We start from the raw sequence: 24,456 nt of genomic DNA, 5'->3' as shown, positions 1-24,456 counted from the left end.
GGGGAACGTCGTGCGAGGCGGGGTGGAGTCGAGAGCGACGCAGGGACCGGTCACGCGGGATCGAGGTGGACCTGCCCCGCGTCGTCGAACCCGTCACCGTCTAGGTACGCGTCGGCGTCCAGGGCGACGGCGTGGAAGGAGCCGGTGTCGGCGGGCCCGAGGTCGACGAAGGCGTCGGCGAGACCGCTGTCGGTGGCGTCCGGGTCGTCGTGGGCGAACCGCGCGAGTTCCGCCGGGTCGGTGGTGACCAGGAAGTTCTCCGTGGGCGAGGCCAGCGACTGGAACGCCACCCGCTGCGTGCCCGAGCTGAGAAGACCCTGGCCCCGGTCGGCCGACAGCAGGAACTGCCGCTCCCCGGCGGAGAGACCGAAGGTCTCGGCGATCTCGTCGATTGCCTGGGGAGCCTGACGCAACAAGACCTGCGTGGCCGCGTTGGACACGATCGCTTTGCCGAGGTCGCTGCTGAGCACGTCGGTGGTGTCCTGGGTCGCGACCGTGAGGCCGCACCAGTGTTTGCGGGCGGCTTTGGCCATCCGAAACAAGAATCGGGCGCCCTCGGGCTGGTGCATCAGCAGCCACGCTTCGTCGACCACCACCAGCCGGGGACGGCGGTAGGCGGGGTTGGAGACCCGCCGCCAGACGGCGTCGAGCACGAGCAGAGTGCCGATCGCGCGCAACTCGTCGGGCAGATCCCGCAGGGAGAACACCACGAGGTGCCCATCCGGGGTAGCGGTGGTGGGCCCGTCGAAGAGATCGGCGAACGACCCGTCGACGAACGGGTGCAATCGGGCGGCCAGATCAGCCGCTACCGCGTCACCACAGTCACCGGAAGCAGCGAGGGTGGCCCGCAGATCACGTAGCAGCGGCGCCGGGCGCGTCCAGGTCCGGGTGTCGTCGGTGATCCCGGCACGGTGGTAGGTGGTGGTGATCGCGGTGTCGAGGACAGCTCGTTCGGCGGCGGTGACCTCGGCGCCGAAGAGGACGGCGAGCACGGTGTGCAGAAACAAGCTGCGCCGCTTGAGCGCGTCCTGCGGAGCGGTGCGGCGCCCGCGGGCATCGGTGTGCACGGGCAGGTCGAACGGGTTGAGCCGTACCCCGTTCGCGCCGAGGTGCACGTAGGTGCCGCCGACCTCGGAGGCCAGCCGGGCGTATTCGTCCTCGGGGTCGACGACGAACGCCTGCACCCCGTCGCCGGCCCAGCCGCTCTCCTCGTCACCGAGGGAGCGGTAGAGGCTGCGCAGGGTCTCGAGTTTGACGTGATAGCTCTTGCCCGCTCCGGACCGGCCGAGGACGACGGAGTTGTAGTTGTCGCAGGCGAACCGGTCCCAGTGCACCAGCCCCGAGCTGCCGATGTTGTAGCCGTAGAGGACCCCGGACGGGGCCGAGGTGGTCGGGTCGGTCGGCGGGAGATCCGGCGAGGTGAACGGGTACGCCGCGCTGACCGCGGCGGTGTCGAACGTCCGCTTCAATCCCAGCGGGTCCAGCCCGAGCGGCAGGGTGGCCACCCAGCCCTGCAGGGCCCGGTAGGTCGCTGGTTTGGCATCAAGCAGCAGCGACGCGCACAGTGACCGCAGTGCCGAGACTTCTTCGGCGAGGGACTTCTCGTCCGGGGCGTGCACGGTCAGGTACAGGCCGAATTTGAAGAGTTTCCCGTCGCCGCGGGCGATGCGCCGCGAGAGGTCGGCGGCGTCCTCGGCGGCGGCGTCGAGGTCGGGGTCGTCGAGCCGGTCGTGCCGTGCGTTGTGGCGGCGCGACGATTCGAGTTTGGCGCGTTGCTTGCGCAGGCCGCTGGCGGCCGTGGCCGGGTCGACTGGCTGGACATGGACCGAGACGTCCAAGCGTGCGGGATAGGTCAGCAGAGGCGCGAGCCACCCGGGATAGACCTCCTGCGGATAGCCGGTCACCCCGAAGCTGGCGACGAACTCGTTGCCTACCTCGAGGTGCCGGGCCGACACCGATAACGCGTCCGGGGTGAACGCCCCCGCCGATCCGGACCGGGTCGCCGTGGCGCGGTTCCTGCTGCGTGCCATGGAGGTCTACCTGCTTTCGATCTCGTCGTCGTAGTCCCAGTCCTCGTCCTCGGACAGCCACGGCCCCACGGCCTGCGAGCGGACGGAGTGTGATGGCTCGGAACGTGCGGCCTCGGGTTCAGGAGCTGCCGGGCGGGAGGGGCGCACTGCCGGATTGCGGCGCGCGGATTGCGGCGCGGCGGCGGGTGCGCGCCCCGGGCGGACGGGAAGCGATGCGGTCGCGAAGTCGGGTTCGTCGGTGCCGTAGAGGTCGGTGAAGGTGGTGGTGGCGGTGACGACCTCGTCGGCTCCGGCCAGCGCCGCCGAGGGCGGCAGGAACGTGTCGGGGTTGCACGCCGCCGCCAAAACGCCGGTCGCGGCGGCGGCATCGAGCGGGGTGGCCACGATCCCGGCGGGAGTCAGCAGTTCGATGGCCTCGCCGAGGCGGCGCACCAGTCGTTGTTCGGCCGCCTGCCGCACCCGGTCGTCCACCGAATGCTCGTAGCCGCTGCGGTGGCGTCGCCACGGCATCGTGCTCGACGCGTCGGGGGCTGGGCCTGTGCGCAGGGGTTCGCGTAAGACGAGTAGTACCTGGCGGCGCAGCAGATCCGCGTGCGCGGTGAGGTCGGCGAGATAGTCCGCGTGGTCCCGTGCGGCGGCCTCCAGCGCCGGGTGGGGAAGCCCGCCGGCGCGGGATCGCAGGTCGGCGATCTGTGGTGCGAGGTCGAGTCGTTCGGCGCGCACCAGGATCTGCACTGGTGCGGTCAAGGAGTGCAGGTAGCGGGCGAAGGACGCGATGAGCGCCTCCTGCTCCGCGGGCGTGCGCAGGCTGAAGTTGATCGTCGAGCAGACGGCGATGACCGCGAGCCCGTCGGTGCCGAGGTCGACGATCCCGGCCTGCGCCCCGGAATCGGTCACGCCGCTGGCTGGGAGTTCGAGTGGTGCCGGGGACACCGGTTCGGCCCCAGCGGAGGCCGCCGGGCGCCGCCCCCGGCCTCTGGGGCGGGTTTTTGGTTGCTGGGCGGTCAGCCAGGCCGGGGCCGCGCGCACACCTTCGGGCGCGGCGACCCGGTGCCGCGGCGACAGGTGCTGGCGCACGGCAGCGAGGGCGAGCTTGTCCAAGGGCAGCCCGTCACGCTGCCCGAGGGCCAGCACGGTGACCGTGATCCCGACCGGTAGGGCGACGATGAGGAACACCGGTAGCGGCACCACGGTGCGGGTCACTGAGTAGAGACCGTAGAGCAGGAGGCCGGCGATGCCGAGTATCGCGAGTTGCCGGGCGGTCAGCGGCCCGAGTATTCGGTCCGGGCGGTCGACGTCGGCGGGTACGCGCACGGGAGAAGTCATGGTGAAGCGACCTCACTTCCTTTCCGGGCCCCGGCGACGGGGGAGGTCCAAGGGCAGGGGAAGTTGCGTTCCGGTGCGCCGCTTCGGCGGCGCCGAGGTGCTCGTGTCCTTGGCCGGTGGCGGCGGCTTGGGTTTGGGCTGGCGTCGGACCCCGAGCGGCAGCGGGTACTGGCCCGAGGCCAGCGGCCGGTTGCCGGTGTAGGCGTCCCGCGTCGGGCGCCGCGGGGGGCGGGCGCCGCGGTTGATCTGGCCGGACGGGGTGATCAGGCCAGGGCCGGTCTGCCGCGGTGGGCTGGTCGGTGTGGGGTTGGCGAAGTCGTCGGCCAGCGTCCGCCGGGGCGTGCCTGCTGCCGCGGGAAAAAGGTGAATGGGCAGCATCCCGGCGTTGGGCGCAACCAGCGCGCGGGGCAGGTGCGTCGGCGGACGGGCGTTGCGGTTGATCCGCCCATCGCAGGTGAGCAGACCGGGCTGCGACACCGACGGTGGCGTCCCGGTACGTCGCTCGGCGAGGTCGTCGGCCAGCGACCGGCGCCCGACCCGGTCCGGCTCGCGCCGCGTGGTGATCGGCAACCCGAGTTGGTCGCGAGGAAGCGCGCCGGGCAGGTCGTCCAGTGGCAGCGCTCGCGGGTTCGCCGACACCGTCTGCTCGTCCCCGGAGCCACCGGCGGTGAACAGCGACATTTGCCCGGGACCGGGCCGGCGATCGACGCTCGCTCTGGCACCCGGCAGCTCGCCGAGGCGCGGTGGCCGGCGCGGCCCGGGCCGGGTGCGGCGGAGGCGCATCGGCAGCATGAACTGGCCCGAGCGTGTGGACGGCGGGTCCCCCGGAGTGCTACCGCCACCGCGCACGCGGGGCGCGCCCCCCTTGCCTTTGCCGCTGAATGGGGCGGCGGCGCCGAGCAGGCCCATGGTCTTGTAGGCGATCGCGCCTCGCACCAGCGAGCCGAGCATGGAGCGGCGCCCGCCGCTCATCGGGCGCAGGCACCAGAACGGGATCTTGATCAGCACCCACATCAGCGCCAGGCACAGCAGCAGATTGATCAGCCCGTTGAGGTTCGCGCCGAACACGGTGAAGCCGCCGGGGGCGAAGAAGATCCGCAGTGCCGCGACCATCGCCAGCGACTGGCCGACCTGGATGGCCAGCACGCCGCCGAAGGCTTTCCACCAGGCTTGGGCGACGCCCTCGGTGTGGGGCAGGGCGTGCCACATCAGCGCGATCGGTGCGGCGGCGATCAGCAGGATCGTCACCATCACCCGCACGATGAACGTGATCAGCAGGATGATGATCATCACCGCGAGGGCGAAGCCGATGAAGATCAGCCACAGGCCGCCACCGTTGAGGGCACCCAGGACCATGTCGGTCAGCGCCTTGCCCGCGGCTTCCGGGCTGACCCCGGAGCCCATCACTGCTTGGGCGAGCGCGTTGGCGATCTGGATCGCCTTCGTCGCGAGGAACAGCGACAGCGTTCCGGCGAGAAACCCAATGACGACTCGCGGCCCGATCTCCTTGATGGTGTACCGGGTCTGCAGGGTCTCGTAGCCCATGAGGATCATCCCGGCGACCAGGACGATGGTCACGTAGACCGCGAGCAGGATGTGCCACGACTCGGTCCACAGCTGCCCGACACTCGGCAGCGCGCTTGGCTCCGGCGTGGTGAGCAACGTTTTGCCCAGCAACTCCAGCAGCGGGTTCAGCGCGTCGGTGACCACGCCGCGGAAGAAGCTGTCGATGCCTTCGGTGACGCAGGCGATCGGATCGGTGATGCCGCACTCGTCGGCCTTGTCCTCGTTCCCCGCGCCTGGCGCCGGGGCCAGGCCCGGCTTGTTCGGGTCGATCGGGGTCGGCTGCGGAATGCAGTTCGGCCCTTCACACGACGGGGGCACCAAGGTAGTCGGCGGCGGCGGGGTGCCGCCCAGCCCTCCGCACTCGGGCATCAAGGCCCCCGGAAAGCACGACACCGGCGGCTGCGACGGCGGCGGAACCAGCGGAGCGCTCGGCAGCCCCGAGGGCGTTGGCGCCTGGGTGCCGGTGGGGAACAGGCACGAGGGATCGGACGAGCCCGGACCGCAGCTCGGCTGCGGAACCGGGGGCAGCGGCAGTACCGGCGGTTGCGCGGGCTCCAGCGGTGCCACGGCTGCCACGGGCGCGGGTGCGGATCCGGTGGCAGCCGATGCGGTCATTGTGATTCCGGCGAGGGCCGCCATCAGCGGCACCAGCACCACGAGACCGCGGGCCCACCGGCGCTGGGGCAGCCATCGTGCCCAGCCAACTTGTCGAGGACGACGCTTCGCGGGGCCTGTCGGTGGACCTGTCATGAGCCGCTCGTCGCGGACCGGCCCGACGCTCGCCGCCCTGTCACGGCCCGAATCGGTGGCCCGGCCAGGACGCACGATCGGCGTCGTCGCGTGGCGCCGGGCTGGGTGGCGCGGATGGGCGGAGGGGGTGGCGCGCTGCGCGGTCATGGCTCACACCCCACCCACGATGCCCTTGAGAATTTCGACCACGAGCGGGGCGAGCGCGGCGAGACCGAAGCCGATGCATCCGGCTTTGAAGGCGCCCTTGGCCTTCTCGATTTCCCCGGGGTCACCGGAGGCCAGCAGGTAGCGCAGCCCGGCGATGCTGAACAGCACGATGGCGATCCCGGCGAGGATCCCCATGATCCAGTTGCGGATGTTGTTGAGGACCTGGTCGACGGTCTGGGCGAGCGCGACGACCTGGACGGTTTCCGCCCGCGCGGCCGAGGATGTCAGCAACACCCCGGCAGCGACTAGCCACCCAATCAACAGCACGACCCGACGGTGCGCACTTCGGCGACGCCGCATTGGCGCGTCCGCGGGGGTGGTGTCGGTCGAGCTCGCGCAGCAGCTCACGCCGGGGTGTGCGGCTGCAGTCGCGGACCGGAGACGCGTCGGACGTGGGCTTGGCGCGGGAGCCGGTGAGCCGGGACCGCGTCGTGCCGCACGGCGCTGGGATGTCGGCTGTGGACGACGACCTTGGTGAAGTGGTGTCAGTCGCATGAGCGGGCCTCCTGAGTGAGCGCCGAGCGGCCGGCGGGGCCGGGCGAATGGCGGCGGCGCGGGCGTGCGGGCAGCCGGGTCCCGCGTGCGCTAACTCCGGATTTCGGGCCGTTTGGAGACGCCGGGTGCAGAAGTTTCTTCGCAAGTTCCGGACTGACTCGTGTCACGCTGCGTAGCCGCAGCCGGTGGGTTCGGGAGAGCTGCACGGCTGGGTGTCGCGCCCCGCTGGTGTGGCCGCGACCGCCCGTGCCGGAGGCCGGTGCGGAGGCGTCGGTGGCGGAGTCGTCGACTGGTTCGGTGAGGTAGCGGGCAAGGCGCTGCTCGGCGCGATGGCGGACCTTCTGCGTCGTTTTGTACGGCTCGCCGCGGGCGTGCGCGGCCTCGGTCAGCGACAGTGCCCCGAAGCGGGTGGCCGAGATCAGCGCGGCTTCGTCGGTGGTGATGACGCCCGCTCCTACGGCGGTCACGAGCACGAGGTCGGGGTGCCCGCCAGGGCGGTGTGGTGGCGTGGAGCGGAAGCCGATGTCCTCGATCGGCGGCGCGGCGTCGAGGGCTTCGCGCAGAGCGGTGTAGCCGGCGCGGTAGGCCGCCCAGCGCAGTCGCACGAGGATCGCCGGGCGGTTCAGGTCGACCTCGGCGAGCCCGGCGAGGAACCCGGTCAGCACGGCGGCGTGGATGTCGTGCTTGTCGCCGCGAAAGCGATTGGTCAGCTGTGCGGCGACCGGCAGCAGTACCGGCATCGCCAAGCCAACGCACGCCATCGTCCAGGTGCCGCCCTGAGCGCGCGCCCGGGTGATCAGATACGTCCACGCCGCGTCGCGGGTGGCCTGGGTGCAGTCCTCGGTCAGCAACAGTGCCCCGAGCTCGTCCAACGGCACCGGGCGGGAGGGAAGCCCGAGGATCGAGGCGCCGTCCACACACACGGGATGGGGACCGGTCACCAGCCACCCGAAGGTCGTGATGGCGGCGTCGAACACCCCGTCGTCTCGTGTGTATTCATCGTTGCGACGGAGAGAGAAAACACCCGGCTCGGGATCGGTTTCCGGCAGCGACAGATCCATGGCGATAACTCCTGGCAAGAGGGTAATCAGTGCGGGCCACCAGAGAGCCAGTCGAGGCGTCTCAGAACCGCCTCAAAAGCGCCTCCGAACCGCTTCAGAATCGCCTCGAAAGCGCCTCAAAGGGGCGCCTCCAGCGCAGTGGCAGGCGCGTCGCGCGCGGTGGTCACCATGCCCCCCGTTGGGCGCTCGTAGCGCTTGAGGCGCCCCCGTAGTCCGCTGAGCTGCTATGACACGCCATCAGGCGTCACAGCACCGAAGGTGCGCCTCAAGGCCGTTCCACCGTCGCCGGAGCGCGGGGGCGCGCGCGGCAACTCGTCGCGAGAAATCTCTCGCCATCTCACGTGAAGCCCCGGCCAAAAGTCGAGCGCGGGCATTGCGAAATGGTGGATGGGAGCTTTTCCGCTCTGGTCGGGCTTAGGGGTTCGTCGTCCTGAGTCTCGGAGGGCTTTTCGGACTTTTTCGCGAGCGGGTGTCTCCAAACGGCCTTTTTTCCGGAGTTAGCCGGTGACCGCGTCCACCGCCGGACACGCCCGGCGGCACTCGCTTTCCTGGAGGCTTCTTATGACCCAGCGCGCGCAGTCCCCGGACGGGCGCCCCGGCCGCCGGGCAGACTCGCCCCGCCCGCCGCGCACCCGGCGCGGCGGCGACCGCGCTCCCTACCCTGGAGCCCGCACTCGCACCACCACCGCAGGCGCCCTCGGCGCCCGCGCGACCTCGCGTCCCGAAGGCGCGCCGGCCCCGTCGCGGCGACGGCCGACGCCCTCGTCGACGGCGCCGACTCCGGCGACGGTGTGGACGTGCGGGCCCGAGCCGCTCGACGCGCACGCGGCGTGGCCGGTACCGATCGTGGAGGCCATCACGACGGCGTTCACCGACCCAGGCGCGCACGTCGTTCTGCTCGACCTCCACGTCGCGCCGACTGCGGTCACGACCCCGGGCGTCGAGGGCACCACGGCGGCCGGTGACGCCTCGGTGGTGGCGGCGCGGGAGGCGGTGCGCGCACTCGATCGCACCGTCGACACGCACACCGCCGACACCTGCGCCGACGGCTCAGCCGCGTCGTCGCGCCCCTTCTGGGTCGACCTCGTCACCGACTCAGCCGACCCGTCTGCAGCCCTCGCCGGAAGACCTCCGCTCCCGGCGCGCACCGGTGCCCTCGATAGCGCGGACGCAGCCGAATCGGAGCGCGGCGCGCAGGCGGATCTGGTGCTCGTGTCCCTGCCCGCCCGCGCCGCCGAGACGGTGTCGCTGGACCGGCTCGCGCTGCTCGCGGCGAACCGTCTGCGCCAGGGCGGCACCTTCGCGGTGTACACGCACAGTGACTGGACGCGGGGTTGGCTGATCGATCCGACTGGCGCGATCGTGGCCGCCGCGCAGCACGCCGACCTGCTCTATCTGCAGCACATCGTCACTCTGCACACCCCCGTCGAGGCGGGGCGTCTGCGTGCAGCGCCGAACGCGGCGGTGGCCGCCGAATACGACCGCACGCGGCACCGCGCGACGGTGCGCGGACTGCCTGCCCCGCACCTGCGCGTCCACGGCGATGTCCTCGTGTTCGCGCAACCGGCGGACCCCGGCGCGCCGCCATGCGGGACCGGTCAGGGGACCGGCGCGCACAGCGTCGCGCCGGGGCCTGGAGGTGGCCAGTGACCCCGCCGTCGCCGAGACCGATCGGGCCGTCCCCGGCCACTCCCATACCCGCGAAAGGCAGCAAGCTCATGTCCCACCAGCACCCTGCGCCAGCGACCGCCACCAGTGCGTCCAGGTGGACCGCCCACGGCAGTGACGACCCGACCGTGCCGATCCCGACCGTGCCGATCCCGCGCGCGCTCATCGACGCGCTCGACACCGCCGGCGACACCAGCCCAGCGCAGGCGCGTAGCTCGGCCGGAGACGACCCGGCCGGCCCGGATACCGCGACCGGTGTGACCGACGCCGGCGAGTTGCCGCTGTCGGTGTGGGCGACCGCGCAGTCCTCCCCGGCCGCGCAACGTAAGGGCCGCTACGTGAGCGACTCCACCGCGCACCCGGCGAAGATGCTCCCGGCCGTGGCCGCGCACGCGATCCGCGCCTACACCCGCCCCGGAGACCTTGTCTTCGACCCGATGGCCGGATCCGGGACCACGCTCGTGGAGGCGATCGACGCCGGGCGCCGCGCGGTCGGCGTGGAGTACGAACCGCACTGGGTCACCGTCGCCCGCGCGAACCTCGACCTGGCCCGCGAACGCGGTCACGACCACGACGGCGAGGTCGTGCACGGCGACGCTCGGCAGCTGCCGTTCCTGCTGCCGGACAAATACCGGGGGCAGGTCGCGCTGGTGGTCACCTCACCGCCGTACGGGCCATCCACGCACGGGCAGGTCGCCACCGCTGGCACGGACTCGCCGGACGGGAAGGTACACAAGTACCACCACCGCTACGGCTCCGCGCTGGATCGCGGCAACCTCGCCAACGTCGGCCATCACCGGCTGCTGGCCGGGCTCACCCGCATCCTTACCGGGTGCGCGGCCGTGCTGCGCCCAGGCGGGCACGTCGCGATCACCGTGCGGCCGTGGCGCGAGCACTCGGAACTAATCGACCTGCCCTCGCAGATCATCGCCTGCGGCCAGGCCGCCGGCCTGGTGCCGGTCGAACGCTGCGTCGCGCTGCTGGCCCGCGTCGCCGACCGTGAGCTGATCGCCCGCGGCAGTTTCTTCCAGCGCGACTTCATCCGCAAACAGCGCGAGCAGGGCCTGCCGCTGCATCTGATCGCGCACGAGGACGTCGTCGTCCTGGCCAAGCCCCTCGTGCCCAGCGGCACGTCAGTCACGGGCTCGCTGACCCGTAGTGGGCGGTGGGGGTCGTGAGCACGCGGGTGCACTGCCGGGACTGCGGCTGGAACGCCTGCTACCGGCGTCCCGCCGCCGCCCGGCGCGCCGTCGCGCGGCACCGTTGTCCGCCGCCGAATGTGGCCGCGGATCGGCGGGTTGCGGCCGGGGAGGCAGACCATGTCTGAGCGCCGCACCGGGGGCGGCGATCCGCTGCGGTTCGTGGCGACCGAGGGGCCGGTGATCGGGTCGCTGTGCACCGGCGTGGCCGGTCTCGACCTCGGTGTCGCGGCCGTGCTCGGCGGCCGGATCGCCTGGTACTCCGAGGTCGACCCGCACGCCTGCGCGGTCCTCGCCGCCCGCCTGCCGGGCGTGGTGAACCTCGGCGATCTCCGCGTGGTCGACTTCACCGCCGTCGAGACCGTCGAGGTGCTCACGGTGGGCTTTCCGTGTCAGGACATCTCCGCGGCCGGTCGGCGCGCGGGCATCGAGAAAGGCGCTCGCAGTGGACTGTGGCACAGCATCCTGGACGCCATTCGCGTTCTACGACCGCAGCTCGTCGTCGTGGAAAACGTCGCCGCCCTCCGCTGGCGCAATGGCGGCCTCGACCGAGTACTCGCAGGGCTGGCCGAAGCGGGGTATGACGCGGTCTGGCGTTGCGTACGCGCCGCCGACATTGGCGCCGCCCACCGCCGGGAACGCGTGTTCCTGTGTGCCGTCCCCGGCCCGGGACGGGATGCGGATGATGCCCACCCCGCAAGCACGCGACGGGGAACCGCGCGGCCCGGTCGATCCGGCGCGGCGGCGCGCGGGCGGGCATCAGGTGAACCTCAACGACGCGGTCGACTCGGTGATCCGGCCGGCGCGGTTGCTGCCGACGCCGACGGCGGCGGACTCGCGCTCGGCGGCGATCCAGACAGTGCTCAAGCCGGGCCGTCCGATCCCGGCCGGATGCGTGACGCTGACCGACTCGGTACGGCTGCTGCCGACCCCGACCGCCTCGGACGCGAAGAACTGCACCCACGACACGCACGACGGCGGACCGTCACTTCCCGACCGCGCACGCGCACTCAGCACGCCGACGCCACCGGCGACGGAAACATGTTGCGCGGCAACACAAATTCCGGGGGGGGGGGGGGGGCTCGTAGCTGTCTTTCGCCAGGGGCGTGGGGCCCTGCTGCCGACACCGACCGCGCACGACGGTTCTTCCAACGGAATCTCCGCCGCGTCCCGACAAGGAGGCCCGTCTCTGTTGGACACTCTACGACTCCTGCCGACCCCCCGGGCGACCGACGGCACGAAAGGCTGCCCCGCGCAGCGCGGATCGAAGGGCGACCTGATGCTGCCCTCGGTCGTCATCGCCGCCACCACTCCCAAACCAACCACCCGGCCGCGGAAGGAGGTGAGTGATCGTGGCACCCGCCCGCGCACCGCGCGGCCGCCACGCCGTGCGCGGTGAGCCCAGCCCGGTGGACTGGGGCGAGTACGCCGCCGCCGTGCACCGCTGGGAACTCATCACCGGGCGCCCCGCCCCGTACCCGACCCAGCCCGGCCGCCACGGACGTCCCGTGCTCGCGCCGCGGTTCGTCGAGTGGCTCATGGGCCTTCCCCCGGGGTGGGTCACCGCCGAGCACCTCGAGCTGCCCCGCACCGCGCAACTCCGCGCTCTGGGCAACGGCGTGATGCCCCAGCAAGCCGCGCACGCACTACGCCTGCTGCTCGATGACCTCAGCCACCTGCACCGTTCGCCCTGCCACCCGACGGTCAGCCCGACGCCGGACAGGCACTCCCGCGTGAGCCGGCCGGCCCGAGCGGGCGGTGGCTCGACGCGCCCGCCTGGTACCGCCCGGGCGTCGACCGCCACGCGCGCCCGCTGCGGCGATACCCGCTCGCGTCGCTGAACCTGTCGCGCTCCGGGACGAGGACACCGCCGAGCACGCCCCGCAGCGCCACGCTCCACCCGCTTCCACCACGCGACTTCTTGAAGGGGCTCTTCGTCATGCCCTCACACCGCAGGACACGCAATCCAGCGACCCAACTGCGCCGGTGGGCCCGTACCGCCCGCCACCGCCTCCGGCTCCGATACCGGCGGCCACCGAACCGAGCACTCGCCTGCCACACGCCCTCCGGTGTGCAGCCCGCGCAGCATCCGGTGACGCGACGGTCGGCCGAGGCGATCGCAGTCCTGATCCGCGAGGGCTGGAACGTTCACCCCCCGCCCTACGGCTACACCACGATGACCGTGGCCGGAGCACAGAGCCGGCGCGGCACACCACGCACCCGCCTGACCCCGGATCCGCGCCGCGCCCCGGTGGTGCAAGACGTCTTCTATTGGCGCGCGGTCACCGGCCTGTCCGTCGAGGACATCACCGCACGGCTCGACGCCGACCACGACCGCTACCCACCGCCCGGGACACACCTCTCCTGGCCGCCCTCAGCAGTCGCCTCGATCTTGACCAACATCAAGTACACCGGCTATCAGGCCACCGGCACCCACGACGAGAACGGTGCGTTCCGTCCCGTCGAGCAGTGGGTGCTCTCCGACCAGCCCGCGCATCGCGCCCTGGTCACCCCAGCGCTGTTCTGGGCCGCTCAAGATCCCGCGACCAGCGTACGGCGCATCCCGCACCGACTTCTCGGCCCGATCCCCGGATCCACCGCCAACAGTGACGGAAAGGAGGTGCGGTGATGACGGCATCGCCTCCACCGTCCCCAGCGCAGGCCACCCCGTCGCGCCCGCCGACCCAGTCGTCAGCGCGCCGATCGGACACGCCACGCCGCGAACGCTACCCCGGTCGACCACGCGGCCGGCTCCTGAGCCTCGGCGCTGGAGTGCAGAGCTTGACGGTGTTTCTGCTCGCGTGCGAGGGGCGGATACCGCGTTTCGACGCCGCCTTGTTCGCCGACACCGGCTGGGAACCCAAGCAGGTCTACGCCCAGCTCGACACCGCGCGCAGGATCGGCGCGCAAGCTGGGATACCGGTGCGGACGGTGTCCAACGGCAACATCCGTCACGACACACTCAACCCCAACGCGCGCTTCGTGACCATGCCGCTGTTCGTCAAAAACCCCGACGGTTCAAGAGGAATGGCGCGCCGTCAATGTACCGGCGACTACAAAATTCGGCCCCTGAAGAAAGCGGTCCGCGAGTTCCTCGGCTACCCCCACCCGCGGCGCGTTCCGCGTGGGGTGTTCGTCGACCAGGCCATCGGTATCTCCACCGATGAAGTCCACCGCGCTAAGGACTCCGACGTCAACTACACCCGCAACATCTTCCCGCTGCTGGACCTCGGGATGTCGCGTTCAGACTGCCTGGCCTACCTGCGTGAGCGGGGCCTGGGCGACGTGGTGAAAAGTTCGTGCCTGGGCTGCCCGTACTCGGGCAACTCCCGGCTCAGGTTTATCCGCGACACCGATCCGCAGGCGTGGGAAGACCTCGTCCAGTTCGACAAGGCGATTCGCCACGGAAGCCCGCGCGCCACCGCCCAGGGCACGCCGCTGCGCGGCGAGTTCTTCATTCATCGCTCGCTACTTCCACTCGACCAAGTCGACCTCGACGCCACCCGTGACCGGTCCGGCAGCGCCGAGGACGACGACCCCGACGGCTGCTCGCCGTTCTCCTGCCGCAGCGGCCACCCCAGCACAACCACTGCACACCAGGAACCAGCAGGTACCGACGAGGAGACACCGCAGCGATGACGACCCCAACGCCGAAGCCGACGGTCCCCGTAGGCGAGCGCGCCGACAGGCCAGAGCCCGGGGGACCACGTTCTCCTATCCTGTTCACGCCCGCCCAGGCAGCGGACAGACTCACAGTCCGCGAGTCCTGGTTACGGCGCAAGGCCGGCGAGCGCAAGATCCCCTGCACCTTCCTCGGAAAGCACCTGAGGTTCTCAGAAGCCGACCTCCACGCGATCGTCGCCAACGGACACCGGATCGCCGGCCCGAGCCGCCGGCAAGCACGGCGGCACCGAGGACCACACAGCCGCAGAAACAACCCCTGACAGACGCATTGCAGGTCCAAGGCTCTTTACCCGACGCACTGGCCCTTTGTCCTGACCAGAGCGTTCATGGACGTCCACACCGATCGACCACCGTGACTCGCAAGGAGTTGCCGATGCCATGGGCTGAACCGGTTGCCGACAACAGTTGGCGAGTGCGCTACCGGCGCGACGATGGCAGTAAGGGTGCAGTGACCGGCTTCCCTGACGCCGAGGCAGCCGAGGACTACATCGCCGACATGCAAACCGATCAGCGCCGGGGAACATGGATCGATCCGGCCGCAGGCCGGACTCTCGTCACCGATTGGGCGCCCAACTGGCTCGACTCCCTCGACATCGACCAGCGCACCGAGGACAACTACCGCAGCATCGTCCGCAACCACATCGGCCCGAAATGGGGAGCAACAGCTCTCGCCGACATCACCAACTCCCAAGCCAGAACCTGGGAGAAGCAACTCCGCGCCAGCGGACTCGCCAAGACCACAGTGGACACCATCCTCAAATGCTTCAAGCTGATGCTCAACGACGCCGCCGACGAGCAACTCATCGCGGCCAGCCCCGTCCGCCCCCGCCGACGGGGCCGACGCCGCCGCAGCCAGCGCACGCCACGCCAAATCTGGGCCGAACCCGCCGAAGTGCTCCACATCGCCGACCAGGTCGCGCTGATCTACGGCCCGGGCGGAGCTCTGCTGATTGTCACCGCCGCTTGGACCGGCGCCCGGTGGGGCGAACTCGTCGGCCTGCAACGACAGAACCTGCACCTCTTCGACGACAACACCGGATTCTTCGTCATCGACCCCGACATCGGAGCACTGCACGAGCCGGACAAGGGACCGCTGTTCCTCGGGCCGCCCAAGACCGAGGAATCCGCACGTAGCGTCACACTTCCACCGTTCCTCGTCATCCTGCTCCGAGCCCACCTCACGACCCACACCCACCCCCACGTGTTCGTCACACCCGACACGGAGCTTCACCGCCGCAGCAACTTCGCCCGCCGGGCGCTGCGTCCAGCAGCCGACGGCAACGCTCGCCTCACCAACCCCGCCGTGCGGTTGCGCCCGGTCAAACCCGGACTGAAGTTCCGCGGGCTCCGGCACAGCCACAAGACCTGGATGATCGACGACGCGGTGCCCGAAATCGCACAGGCGATGCGCATGGGCCACGTTCTGCCCGACAAAGTCCGGGAAACGTACTCACACGTCGCCCGAACGGTCGAGCAACGTCTCCTCGACGCCCTCCAAGCACGCTGGGAGAAGGCCGTCGCCGACAGCGTGACGCCACCTAAGCAGGCAGCATGGCGCGAGGCCGGCTGAACCCAAACCACGGTCGGACAGCGGTCGACCAATCGAGGCCAACAGGCGAGTAGACGAGTCGACCTGGCGTCCCGGTCGCGACGGGTCGGCGGCGACTCGGACGGTTTGTCTGCGATGAAGGCGGCGGGGGCGCGATGGGTACCGTGAACCCACATCCGTGACGGAACTCCCACGCCGGTGCCGTAGAGGTGGAGATCCCCCGACTGCCGTAAAGCGGCGGTGTTGACGACCGGGCCTGGCCGCTGAGCGCGTGACCGTCACTCCCCGTGCCCCGCTGCCGCTCGCTCTCCGGCCAGCAGCCTGCTCGTCGGGCCGGCTGGCCAGGCGAGCACGTGTGGCACTGAGCATGCTGCACGTGGCCCAGGGATACGCCATGATGCCTGCCTCGCCCGTCGTCGGCGACCTGTCTGTGACCTACCCGCTGACAGCAGCCGCACCGCTGCGGGGCGCGCGTCGACGGCTAGCTCCGTCGGTGCCCGGCGCTATCGTAGAGGCACTCGGCTTGAGTATCACCGATCGTGACGCTGCTGTCACGTAAGGGCACGCGAAGGATGGATGCCGCAGGATGGACAGGTCACAAGTACGCCTTGCCGTGGGCTCGCAGGCAAGCTCTGCTCTCGAGGTAGGCAAGGGGGTGGCGTGGTAGTGGCCCTCAAGAAGTCGGACCTCTACAGCTCGCTCTGGCGGAGCTGTGACGAGCTGCGCGGCGGCATGGACGCCAGCCAGTACAAGGACTACATCCTGACCCTGCTGTTCGTGAAGTACGTGACGGACAAGGCCAAGGCCGACCGGACCTCCCTGATCGACGTGCCTGCCGGTGGCTCCTTCGACGACATGGTTGCCCTCAAGGGTGACAAGGAGATCGGCGACAAGATCAACAAGATCATCGCCAAGCTCGCCGCGGCCAACGGGCTGGAGAAGGTCATCGACCTGGCCGACTTCAACGACGAGGAGAAGCTCGGCAAGGGCAAGGAGATGCAAGATCGCCTCTCCAAGCTCGTGACGATCTTCGCTGACCTGGACTTTCGCGGCAGCCGGGCCGAGGGCGACGACCTGCTCGGCGACGCCTACGAGTACCTGATGCGGCACTTCGCCACGGAGTCGGGCAAGTCGAAAGGCCAGTTCTACACTCCCGCCGAGGTCTCGCGGGTGCTCGCCAAGGTCGTCGGCATCGGACCGGACACCCGGCAAGACCATACCGTCTACGACCCCACCTGCGGATCCGGCTCCTTGCTGCTCAAGGTGGCCGACGAGGCCCCACGCGGCCTCACCATCTACGGCCAGGAGAAAGACAACGCTACCTGGGCGCTGGCCCAGATGAACATGATCCTGCACGGCTACGAGGACCGCGACATCCGCAAGGGCGACACGATCACCAGCCCGCAGCTGATCACGGGTAGCCAGCTACGGACCTTTGACTTCGCGGTCGCCAATCCACCGTTCTCGGTCAAATCGTGGAGCAACGGCCTGGAGAACGAATACGGCCGATTCGAATTCGGCCGGCCGCCAGCGAAAAACGGCGACTACGCCTTCCTGCTGCACATCCTCAAGTCCCTCAAGAGCAACGGCAAGGCCGCAGTCATTCTGCCGCACGGCGTCCTCTTCCGCGGCAACGCCGAGGCCAACATCCGTCGGGAGCTGCTGCGCCGTGGCTACATCAAGGGCATCATCGGCCTGCCCGACAACCTCTTCTACGGCACCGGCATCCCGGCTTGCATCGTCGTCCTCGACAAAGAGAACGCCCAGGCCCGCACCGGCGTATTCATGATCGACGCCTCCAAGGGCTTCATCAAGGACGGCGCCAAGAACCGCCTCCGGGCTCGGGACATCCACAAGATTGTCGACGTCTTCAACAAGCAGACCGAGATCGAGCGCTACTCGCGCATGGTCCCCCTCCACGAGATCGCCGATCCGAAGAACGACTACAACCTCAATATCCCCCGCTATATCGATTCTTCCGAGCCGGAGGATATCCAGGACCTGCACGCCCACCTGCACGGCGGGATCCCGGAGCGTGATCTGGACGCACTCAGCCAGTACTGGGAGGCGTTCCCGAGCCTTCGTGCCGTGCTCTTCAAGCCTAATCGCCCCGGCTATAGCGACCTGGCGATTGGCGTGACCGAGGTGCAGCAGACTATCCTGGACTCCGACGAGTTCCAGAAGTTCGCGATCGATGTGCGCGGCCAGGTGGACGACTGGTTCTCTGCACATCGGCCCATCCTGCAGGCGATCGATGCCAACACCGTCCCGAAGGACCTGATCGCCCGCATCAGCGACGATCTATTGGCCCGCTTCAAGGACACACCGCTGCTCGACGAGTACGACGTCTACCAGCAGCTCATGACGTACTGGCACGACGTCATGCATGACGATGTCTTCCTGATCATGAACGAGGGGTGGCTGGATGCGGCGAAGCCGCGCAAGACCATCGAGGACAAGGAGCGCAAGCTCTCCGAGGCCCCGGACCTTGTGATCGGCTCCGGACGCAGCGCCACCAAGTACAAGATGGACCTCATTCCACCGGCGCTCGTCGTCGCCTGCTACTTCGCGGAGGAGCAGGCCGAGGTCGACACGCTCAACGCGGCGGCCGAGGAAGCCAGCCGCGCCGTCGAGGAGTACATCGAAGAGCATGCCGTTGAAGATGGCTTGCTCGCCGAGGTGATGGACGACGGCAAGATCACCAAGGCTCTCGCTTCCACCCGGCTCAAGGTGGCTCAGCACGAGGGAACCGACCCAGAAGAGATCGAGGCGCTGAAGCATCTGATCAAGCTGTACAACGACGAGGCCATCGCCAAGAAGGCCGCCAAGGAAGCGCAAGCCAAACTCGACCTGGCGACCCTGAAGAAGTACGGTGACCTCACCCTGCCCGAGATCAAGCAACTGGTACTCGACGACAAGTGGGCCGCAACCATCGGCAACCGTGTGACCAGCGAGGTCCATGCCCTCACGCTCGCTCTCGTTGCGCGGACCAAACTGCTGGGCGAGCGCTACGCCGAGACGGTCGGCGACCTCCGCTCACGGCTGGGGAAGCTCGAAGTCACGGTGGAGAACTACTTGGCAGAGATGGGGGTGCGGTAATGACCGCCCGTGCCTCCATCTACGAGCACAGTGCTCTACCAAGTGGCTGGGAGTGTCGCCCACTTCGAAGTGACGTGACACTCATTTCCGGTCAGCACGTGATGGCGCGGTACGTCAACACCTGTGGGACCGGCACGCCGTATCTCACGGGCCCGGCCGATTTCCCAGATGGCGAGATCCTACAGACCAAGTTCACCACCCGTCCTGGCTCATTGTGCAGGGCTGGCGACATTCTCGTGACGGTCAAGGGATCAGGGTCCGGGTCGTTGGTCCGTGCAGACGCAACGTATTGCATTAGCAGACAGCTAATGGCAATACGGCCTGCCAATTGGTCCGGTCAATTCCTCTACTATTCCCTACAGCAGAATGCAGCGCGAATCAGGGAGGCGTCTACCGGACTCATTCCCGGGCTTTCCCGCGCCGACATCCTTGATCAGCGCCTCCCGGTGCCCACTGCTCGTGCCGAGCAAGAGCATATCGCCGCCACGCTCTGCGGCGTCGACGATCTCATAGCCATGCTGGAGCGGTTGATCGTCAAGAAGCAGGCGATCAAGCAGGGCATGCTACAGCAGCTCGTCACCGGCAAGACCCGCCTCCCCGGCTTTGACGAGCCGTGGTCCGACGTACGGCTTGGTGACATCGGGCAGAGCTTGATCGGGCTCACGTACAGCCCGAGCTCTGTGAAGCGATCGGGCACCCTCGTACTGCGCTCATCGAACATCCAGGACGGTCGCCTGACCTTCGATGACAACGTGTACGTCGACTGCCCCATACCCGACAAGATCCGGGTCCGCGAGAACGACATCCTAATTTGCGTTCGAAACGGCAGCCGGCGGCTGATTGGCAAGAGTGTCCGGCTTGATAGCCGCGTTGTCGGCCAAACGTTCGGCGCGTTCATGTCTGTCTACCGATCCGACTCGAACCAGTTCCTCCAGTACTTCTTTCAATCTGACGACTTCAAGCGTCAGGTTGATGAACACCTCGGAGCGACGATCAACCAGATCACCAACGGGAGCCTCAACAGCTTCGTCGTTTCACTGCCATGCCCTAGGGAACAGCACGAGGTCGCCTCTCGGTTGACTGACGTCGATAACGAGATCGACGCACTTGAACGTCGCCTCGCCAAAGCAAAGTCTGTCAAGCAGGGCATGATGCAGCAGCTCCTGACCGGCCGTACTCGCCTACCTGTCAAGGAGAGCGCGGGATGAATACCGAGTGGGCGCTGAAAGAGCTGGACAAGTTCATTGACCAGACCGCTTTGCGCTACCCCGACCCGGTTCCTGGTGTTGTCGACATGACTGCCCGCAAGATCACATCAGCCCCGGACGAAGACATCACCAAGCAGGCGCATGTGGTCGAACAGATTCTTGACCATGTTCTTTCGGGCTGGCGTGATCTCGAGGCCGATGTCAGGGTCAATAGGTGGATGCGACATCGCACCGCAGCGCTGCGGGCCAAGGAGGCGTTGATTCGGGAGGCGGAAGTTAAGGCGAATCTCGGTGAAAACGCACCCCAGCTGTCGGCCGCCGAGCTGCATCCATGGGTCTGGAGCGGGGCGAAATCGCTCTGGCAGTCCGGGCACTTTCGAGAAGCTGTCGGAGGTGCTATTAAGAAACTAAACGCCGAGACCCAAAACAATGTCGGCCGTCGTGATGTGAGCGAGACGGACCTGTTCAAGCAGGCGTTCTCGCTCGATGACCCGAAGGCTGGAAAGGCGCGCCTGCGCCGCATGGAGGACGACGGCAGCGACACTTACAGGTCGGTGCAGCGTGGTGCGATGAACTTTGCCGAGGGTGTGTTCGCTGGTATCCGGAACCCGCTCAGCCACGAAGCCGATCAAGAGCTCAGCGAGCAAGAGGCTCTTGAATACCTCGCCGCGTTGAGCGTCCTTGCTCGTTGGGTTGATGCTGCGACCGTAGAGCGTGTGGAGGGTGCTTCGTGAGCAACGTCGGCCAACCCGAGCGCAAGGCGCAGGATCGTGTGGTTGCTCTATTCCGAGAGTCGCTGGGCTACGACTACCTCGGTAATTGGGAGCATCGCGAGGGGAACTCCAACGTCGAGGTCGAGCTGCTCACGCAGAACCTCCGTGCCCGCGGCTACAGCGACAACCTCATCAACAAGGCGGTCGACAAGCTGAAGAGCGACGCTTCGCTCGGCGGTGGTCGTGACCTGCACGAGGCGAACCGCGACGTCTACGGCCTGCTGCGGTATGGGGTGAAGGTCCGGCCCGGTGTAGGTGAGCAGACGGAGACGGTGTGGCTCATCGACTGGGCACACCCAGAAGCCAACCACTTCGCCCTGGCCGAGGAAGTGACGGTACTCGGCCAGCACACCAAGCGCCCGGACATCGTCCTGTATGTCAACGGAATCGCCCTCGGAACGATCGAGCTCAAGCGCTCGAAGGTCGCCGTCTCGGAAGGCATCCGACAAAGCTACGGGAACCAGCGGCCGGAGTTCATTCGGTCGTTCTTCACAACGGTGCAACTCGTGATGGCGGGCAACGACGTAGAAGGACTGCGCTACAGCGTTATCGACACGCAGGAGAAGTACTGGCTGGCGTGGCGCGAGCCGTCTGATATCGCCGATCCGCTCGATCGATCCTTGACCCAGCTCTGCTCGAAGGAGCGGCTGCTGGAGATTGTCCATGACTTCATGGTCTTCGACGCCGGCCAGAAGAAGACGTGTCGTCACAACCAGTACTTTGGGGTGAAGGCTGCTCAAGAACGGATCGCCAAGCGCGAGGGTGGCATCATCTGGCACACCCAGGGTTCCGGCAAGTCGCTCACCATGGTCTGGCTGGCCAAGTGGATCCGCGAGCACCAGCCGGATGGCCGTGTACTGCTCATCACCGACCGCACCGAGCTGGACGACCAGATCGAGAAGGTCTTCCTCGGCGTCAACGAGTCGATCTATCGCACCAAGAGCGGCGCCGACATGCTGACCACCCTCAACACGAGCGAGGAGTGGCTGATCTGCTCGCTCGTCCACAAGTTCCGGGGTTCGGAGGACGCGACTGCGCAGGATCGGGCCGAGAGCGACTTCGTTTCTGAGCTGAACGCCACTGTGCCCAAGGACTTCCGCGCCAAGGGCAACCTCTTCGTTTTCGTCGATGAGGCTCACCGCACCCAGTCAGGCAAGATGCACGAGGCCATGAAGGCGCTCATGCCAGGCGCGATGTTCATCGGCTTCACCGGTACGCCACTCCTCAAGGCGGACAAGGCCACCACGATCGAGAAGTTCGGCAGCTTCATCCACACCTACAAGTTCGACGAGGGCGTGGCCGACGGCGTCGTCCTGGACCTGCGCTACGAGGCGCGCAATATCGACCAGGAGCTGACCTCGCCGGAGAAGGTCGACAAGTGGTTCGAAGCCAAGACCCGTGGCATGACAGACCTGTCCCGCGCCGAGCTCAAGAAGCGCTGGGGCACCATGCAGAAGGTCGTCAGCTCGGAGCCGCGCGCCCGGCAGATCGTCAACGACATCCTGCTCGACATGGAAACCAAGCCGCGCCTCTCAGATGGCCGCGGCAACGCGATCCTCGTCAGTTCGAGCATCTACCAGGCGTGCAAGTTCTACGAGCTGTTCACCCAGGCCGGGTTCAAGGGCAAATGCGCCATCGTCACGTCATACGCACCGCAGGCGGGCGACATCGCCAAGGAGGACTCCGGCCACGGCGCCACCGAGCGGCTGCGCCAGTACGAGATCTACCGGCAGATGCTGGCTGATCATTTCAACGAGCCTGCCGACAAGGCGATGGCCAAGGTCGAGCAGTTCGAGAAGGACGTCAAGAAGCGTTTCGTCAACGATCCGGGCCAGATGCGGCTGCTCATCGTGGTCGACAAGCTCCTGACCGGCTTCGACGCGCCGAGTGCGACGTACCTGTACATCGACAAGAAGATGCAGGACCACGGCCTCTTTCAGGCGATCTGCCGAGTCAACCGGCTCGACGGTGACGACAAGGACTACGGCTACATCGTCGATTACCGGGACTTGTTCAACTCCCTTGAATCCGCGATCACCGACTACACCGGCGGCGCACTGGAGGGCTACGAGAAGAAGGACATTGAGGGGCTGCTGTCCGACCGGATCGAGAAGGCTCGCGAAGACCTCGACGAGGCGCTGGAGAAGATTCGGGCGCTGTGTGAGCCGGTTGAGCCGCCGAAGAACACCTTGCAGTACCAGCAGTACTTCTGTGCCCGCGAGCAGGGCAACGCCGAGCAGATCAAGGCCAATGAGCCTAAGCGGGTGGCGCTGTACAAGGCTGTGGCGGCCGTGACCCGCGCGTACGCCAACCTTGCCAACGAGATGAACGACGCTGGCTACAGCGACGCGGAAGCCGCAGCCATCAAGGACGAGATCGCCCACTATGCCAACGTGCGCGAAGAGGTCAAGCTCGGCGCGGGCGAAAACGTCGACTTCAAGCAGTACGAGGCCGGCATGCGCCACCTGCTCGACACGTACATCAGCGCCAAGCCGTCCGAGGTCGTGTCCGACTTCGAGGAGGCCGGACTGATCCAGCTGATCGTCGAGATGGGAGCCGTTGCGCTCGACAAGCTTCCAGCGGGTATCAAGAAGGACCCGGAAGCGGTGGCGGAGACGATCACCAACAACATGCGCAAGGTGATCATCGACGAGCGGGCGATGAACCCGAAGTACTACGACAAGATGTCCCAGCTGCTCGACGCCATCCTTGAAGAGCGCCGCCAGGGGGCTCTGGAGTACCAGCAGTACCTTGCAAAGCTGTTGGAGCACGCGACCAAGCTCGGCAAGGGTGAGTCCGATACGGCGTACCCAGAGTGGGCCAACAACGGTGCCCGCCGTGCCCTGATCGACTTCTTCGATCAGTCTCCAGAGCTGGCCGCCGTGGTAGACACCACCATCCTTCACACCAAGCCCGACTCCTGGGTGGGCAATCCCATCAAGGAGAAGAAGGTCAGGCGCGCTCTTGCGCGGGCGCTGCCTGACAACTTCGACCGGCTCGATGAACTGTTTGAACTCGTAAAGGCACGCCATGAGTACCGCTAGTGCCTACCTGACCATCCGCGGCATCGACATTGATGTCATCTACAAGGACATCAAGAACCTGCACATCGGCGTCTACCCACCCGCGGGCCGTGTCCGTGTGGCTGCTCCGCACCGGCTGGACGATGAGCAAGTCCGGTTGGCTGTGATCCAGCGGCTGCCCTGGATCAAGCAACGGCGCGAGCAACTGCGCTCGGCTGCCCGCCAGTCCGAGCGCGAGATGATCACCGGCGAGTCCCACTACGTGTGGGGCGTCCGCCGGCGCATGAAGGTTATTGAACGGCCAGGACGGCCTCACTTCGAGGTAGACGGCGAGCGGCTGCTTCTGTACGTGCCGGCCGGTACCACAACCGAACGGCGACGCGAGCTGCTCGATCGATGGTATCGAGAGCAGTTGCGACAAGCGATCCCTGGCCTTATTGCTAGGTGGGAGCCGAAACTGGAAGTGTCGGTGCCGCGATGGACAATCAGGCGGATGAAGACCAAGTGGGGATCATGCAACCGCGAGACCGGGCACATCTGGTTCAACGTCGAACTAGCCAAAAAACACCCGGACTGCCTGGAGTACATCGTCGTCCACGAGATGACGCACCACCTCGAACGTAACCATGGCCCGCGCTTCACCAAGCTCATGGATAAGTTCCTGCCGAACTGGCGGAGTCTCCGTGACCAGCTGAATGACGCACCACTTAGTCACGAGGAGTGGCCGGATCGGGGCTGATCACCGCTCTCACCCGTGTGTATGTCGCATCCGTATGCCACGTCCCGCGCAAGCGGTTGAGCACGGGTAGTGGGCCGGC

Annotated in this window: 18 protein-coding genes and 1 pseudogene; 13 read left to right on the top strand and 6 right to left on the bottom strand. The window is 67.8% G+C overall.

From position 1 onward, the window contains the following. Positions 1–50: 50 nt before the first annotated feature. The 5 genes from AMYTH_RS45495 to AMYTH_RS0122375 all read right to left on the bottom strand — a co-directional run bounded on the left by AMYTH_RS45495 (position 51) and on the right by AMYTH_RS0122375 (position 7,435). Positions 51–2,030, bottom strand: a complete 1,980-nt coding sequence (locus AMYTH_RS45495) for a VirB4 family type IV secretion system protein (RefSeq protein WP_037322636.1) — start codon at positions 2,028–2,030, stop codon at positions 51–53. 6 nt (positions 2,031–2,036) lie between these two features. After that, positions 2,037–3,356 (bottom strand): PrgI family protein, encoded by a 1,320-nt coding sequence (locus tag AMYTH_RS0122390; RefSeq protein ID WP_027932196.1) that lies wholly within the window; start codon positions 3,354–3,356, stop codon positions 2,037–2,039. Between the two features lie 12 nt (positions 3,357–3,368). Next, complete coding sequence (locus AMYTH_RS0122385; protein WP_228684908.1) at positions 3,369–5,240, bottom strand: type IV secretion system protein; 1,872 nt, start codon at positions 5,238–5,240, stop codon at positions 3,369–3,371. A 582-nt stretch (positions 5,241–5,822) separates the two neighbouring features. Beyond that, positions 5,823–6,179 (bottom strand): pilin, encoded by a 357-nt coding sequence (locus AMYTH_RS0122380; protein WP_051362783.1) that lies wholly within the window; start codon positions 6,177–6,179, stop codon positions 5,823–5,825. A 185-nt stretch (positions 6,180–6,364) separates the two neighbouring features. Beyond that, positions 6,365–7,435 carry a hypothetical protein gene (locus AMYTH_RS0122375; RefSeq protein ID WP_027932193.1) on the bottom strand — a complete coding sequence of 357 codons (1,071 nt, stop codon included), beginning with the start codon at positions 7,433–7,435 and terminating at the stop codon, positions 6,365–6,367. Positions 7,436–8,281: 846 nt separating this feature from the next. Between AMYTH_RS0122375 and AMYTH_RS0122370 the strand changes: the two genes are divergently transcribed. The 3 genes and pseudogenes from AMYTH_RS0122370 to AMYTH_RS50475 form a co-directional block, all read left to right on the top strand. Then, entirely contained in the window at positions 8,282–9,085 is an 804-nt protein-coding gene (locus AMYTH_RS0122370; protein WP_027932192.1) for a hypothetical protein, read from the top strand. A gap of 68 nt (positions 9,086–9,153) precedes the next feature. Then, positions 9,154–10,281, top strand: coding sequence for a TRM11 family SAM-dependent methyltransferase (locus AMYTH_RS45490; protein WP_027932191.1), 1,128 nt, complete (start codon positions 9,154–9,156; stop codon positions 10,279–10,281). Positions 10,282–10,380: 99 nt separating this feature from the next. After that, positions 10,381–10,899, top strand: a pseudogene (locus AMYTH_RS50475) (DNA cytosine methyltransferase); the annotation flags it as partial. A 162-nt stretch (positions 10,900–11,061) separates the two neighbouring features. Here AMYTH_RS50475 and AMYTH_RS50470 read toward each other — a convergent pair. Continuing rightward, a complete protein-coding gene (locus AMYTH_RS50470; RefSeq protein WP_051362781.1) occupies positions 11,062–11,271 on the bottom strand; it encodes a hypothetical protein in 210 nt (69 codons plus the stop codon). Between the two features lie 377 nt (positions 11,272–11,648). Between AMYTH_RS50470 and AMYTH_RS47135 the strand changes: the two genes are divergently transcribed. From AMYTH_RS47135 to AMYTH_RS0122315, 10 genes are all read left to right on the top strand, one after another. Continuing rightward, complete coding sequence (locus tag AMYTH_RS47135; RefSeq protein WP_051362780.1) at positions 11,649–12,143, top strand: hypothetical protein; 495 nt, start codon at positions 11,649–11,651, stop codon at positions 12,141–12,143. A 230-nt stretch (positions 12,144–12,373) separates the two neighbouring features. Then, the gene (locus AMYTH_RS0122350; RefSeq protein ID WP_027932190.1) at positions 12,374–12,931 is read left to right on the top strand and encodes a recombinase family protein; all 558 of its coding nucleotides are present in this window, start codon (positions 12,374–12,376) and stop codon (positions 12,929–12,931) included. Between the two features lie 158 nt (positions 12,932–13,089). Further along, positions 13,090–13,941 (top strand): adenine nucleotide alpha hydrolase family protein, encoded by an 852-nt coding sequence (locus AMYTH_RS45475; RefSeq protein WP_063630498.1) that lies wholly within the window; start codon positions 13,090–13,092, stop codon positions 13,939–13,941. Beyond that, positions 13,938–14,246, top strand: a complete 309-nt coding sequence (locus tag AMYTH_RS48030) for a helix-turn-helix domain-containing protein (protein WP_157360642.1) — start codon at positions 13,938–13,940, stop codon at positions 14,244–14,246. Before AMYTH_RS45475 ends, AMYTH_RS48030 begins: the two co-directional genes overlap by 4 nt. A gap of 113 nt (positions 14,247–14,359) precedes the next feature. Then, positions 14,360–15,556, top strand: coding sequence for a tyrosine-type recombinase/integrase (locus AMYTH_RS0122340; protein ID WP_027932189.1), 1,197 nt, complete (start codon positions 14,360–14,362; stop codon positions 15,554–15,556). A 645-nt stretch (positions 15,557–16,201) separates the two neighbouring features. Then, positions 16,202–18,634, top strand: a complete 2,433-nt coding sequence (locus AMYTH_RS0122335; RefSeq protein WP_209440782.1) for a type I restriction-modification system subunit M — start codon at positions 16,202–16,204, stop codon at positions 18,632–18,634. A 74-nt stretch (positions 18,635–18,708) separates the two neighbouring features. Further along, the gene (locus AMYTH_RS48025; protein WP_167344604.1) at positions 18,709–19,842 is read left to right on the top strand and encodes a restriction endonuclease subunit S; all 1,134 of its coding nucleotides are present in this window, start codon (positions 18,709–18,711) and stop codon (positions 19,840–19,842) included. Continuing rightward, positions 19,839–20,576: a TIGR02391 family protein gene (locus AMYTH_RS0122325; RefSeq protein ID WP_027932187.1), complete on the top strand. Its 738-nt coding sequence runs from the start codon at positions 19,839–19,841 to the stop codon at positions 20,574–20,576. The genes AMYTH_RS48025 and AMYTH_RS0122325 overlap by 4 nt, the downstream gene beginning before the upstream one ends. After that, a complete protein-coding gene (locus AMYTH_RS0122320; protein WP_027932186.1) occupies positions 20,573–23,659 on the top strand; it encodes a type I restriction endonuclease subunit R in 3,087 nt (1,028 codons plus the stop codon). The genes AMYTH_RS0122325 and AMYTH_RS0122320 overlap by 4 nt, the downstream gene beginning before the upstream one ends. After that, the gene (locus tag AMYTH_RS0122315; protein WP_027932185.1) at positions 23,646–24,377 is read left to right on the top strand and encodes a M48 family metallopeptidase; all 732 of its coding nucleotides are present in this window, start codon (positions 23,646–23,648) and stop codon (positions 24,375–24,377) included. Before AMYTH_RS0122320 ends, AMYTH_RS0122315 begins: the two co-directional genes overlap by 14 nt. Positions 24,378–24,456 lie beyond the last annotated feature (79 nt).

Origin of the sequence: Amycolatopsis thermoflava N1165 (assembly GCF_000473265.1) — a bacterium.
In the GTDB taxonomy this organism is placed as follows: domain Bacteria; phylum Actinomycetota; class Actinomycetes; order Mycobacteriales; family Pseudonocardiaceae; genus Amycolatopsis_E; species Amycolatopsis_E thermoflava.
Note: the sequence above shows the minus strand (reverse complement) of the source record. Positions and strands in the feature narration are given on the sequence as shown.

Coding starts and splice junctions, on each gene's coding strand:
- AMYTH_RS45495 (WP_037322636.1), bottom strand. CDS start 2,030: ATGGCACGCAGCAGGAACCGCGCCACGGCGACCCGGTCCGGATCGGCG.
- AMYTH_RS0122390 (WP_027932196.1), bottom strand. CDS start 3,356: ATGACTTCTCCCGTGCGCGTACCCGCCGACGTCGACCGCCCGGACCGA.
- AMYTH_RS0122380 (WP_051362783.1), bottom strand. CDS start 6,179: ATGCGGCGTCGCCGAAGTGCGCACCGTCGGGTCGTGCTGTTGATTGGG.
- AMYTH_RS0122375 (WP_027932193.1), bottom strand. CDS start 7,435: ATGGATCTGTCGCTGCCGGAAACCGATCCCGAGCCGGGTGTTTTCTCT.
- AMYTH_RS45490 (WP_027932191.1), top strand. CDS start 9,154: ATGTCCCACCAGCACCCTGCGCCAGCGACCGCCACCAGTGCGTCCAGG.
- AMYTH_RS48030 (WP_157360642.1), top strand. CDS start 13,938: ATGACGACCCCAACGCCGAAGCCGACGGTCCCCGTAGGCGAGCGCGCC.
- AMYTH_RS0122340 (WP_027932189.1), top strand. CDS start 14,360: ATGCCATGGGCTGAACCGGTTGCCGACAACAGTTGGCGAGTGCGCTAC.
- AMYTH_RS0122325 (WP_027932187.1), top strand. CDS start 19,839: ATGAATACCGAGTGGGCGCTGAAAGAGCTGGACAAGTTCATTGACCAG.
- AMYTH_RS0122315 (WP_027932185.1), top strand. CDS start 23,646: ATGAGTACCGCTAGTGCCTACCTGACCATCCGCGGCATCGACATTGAT.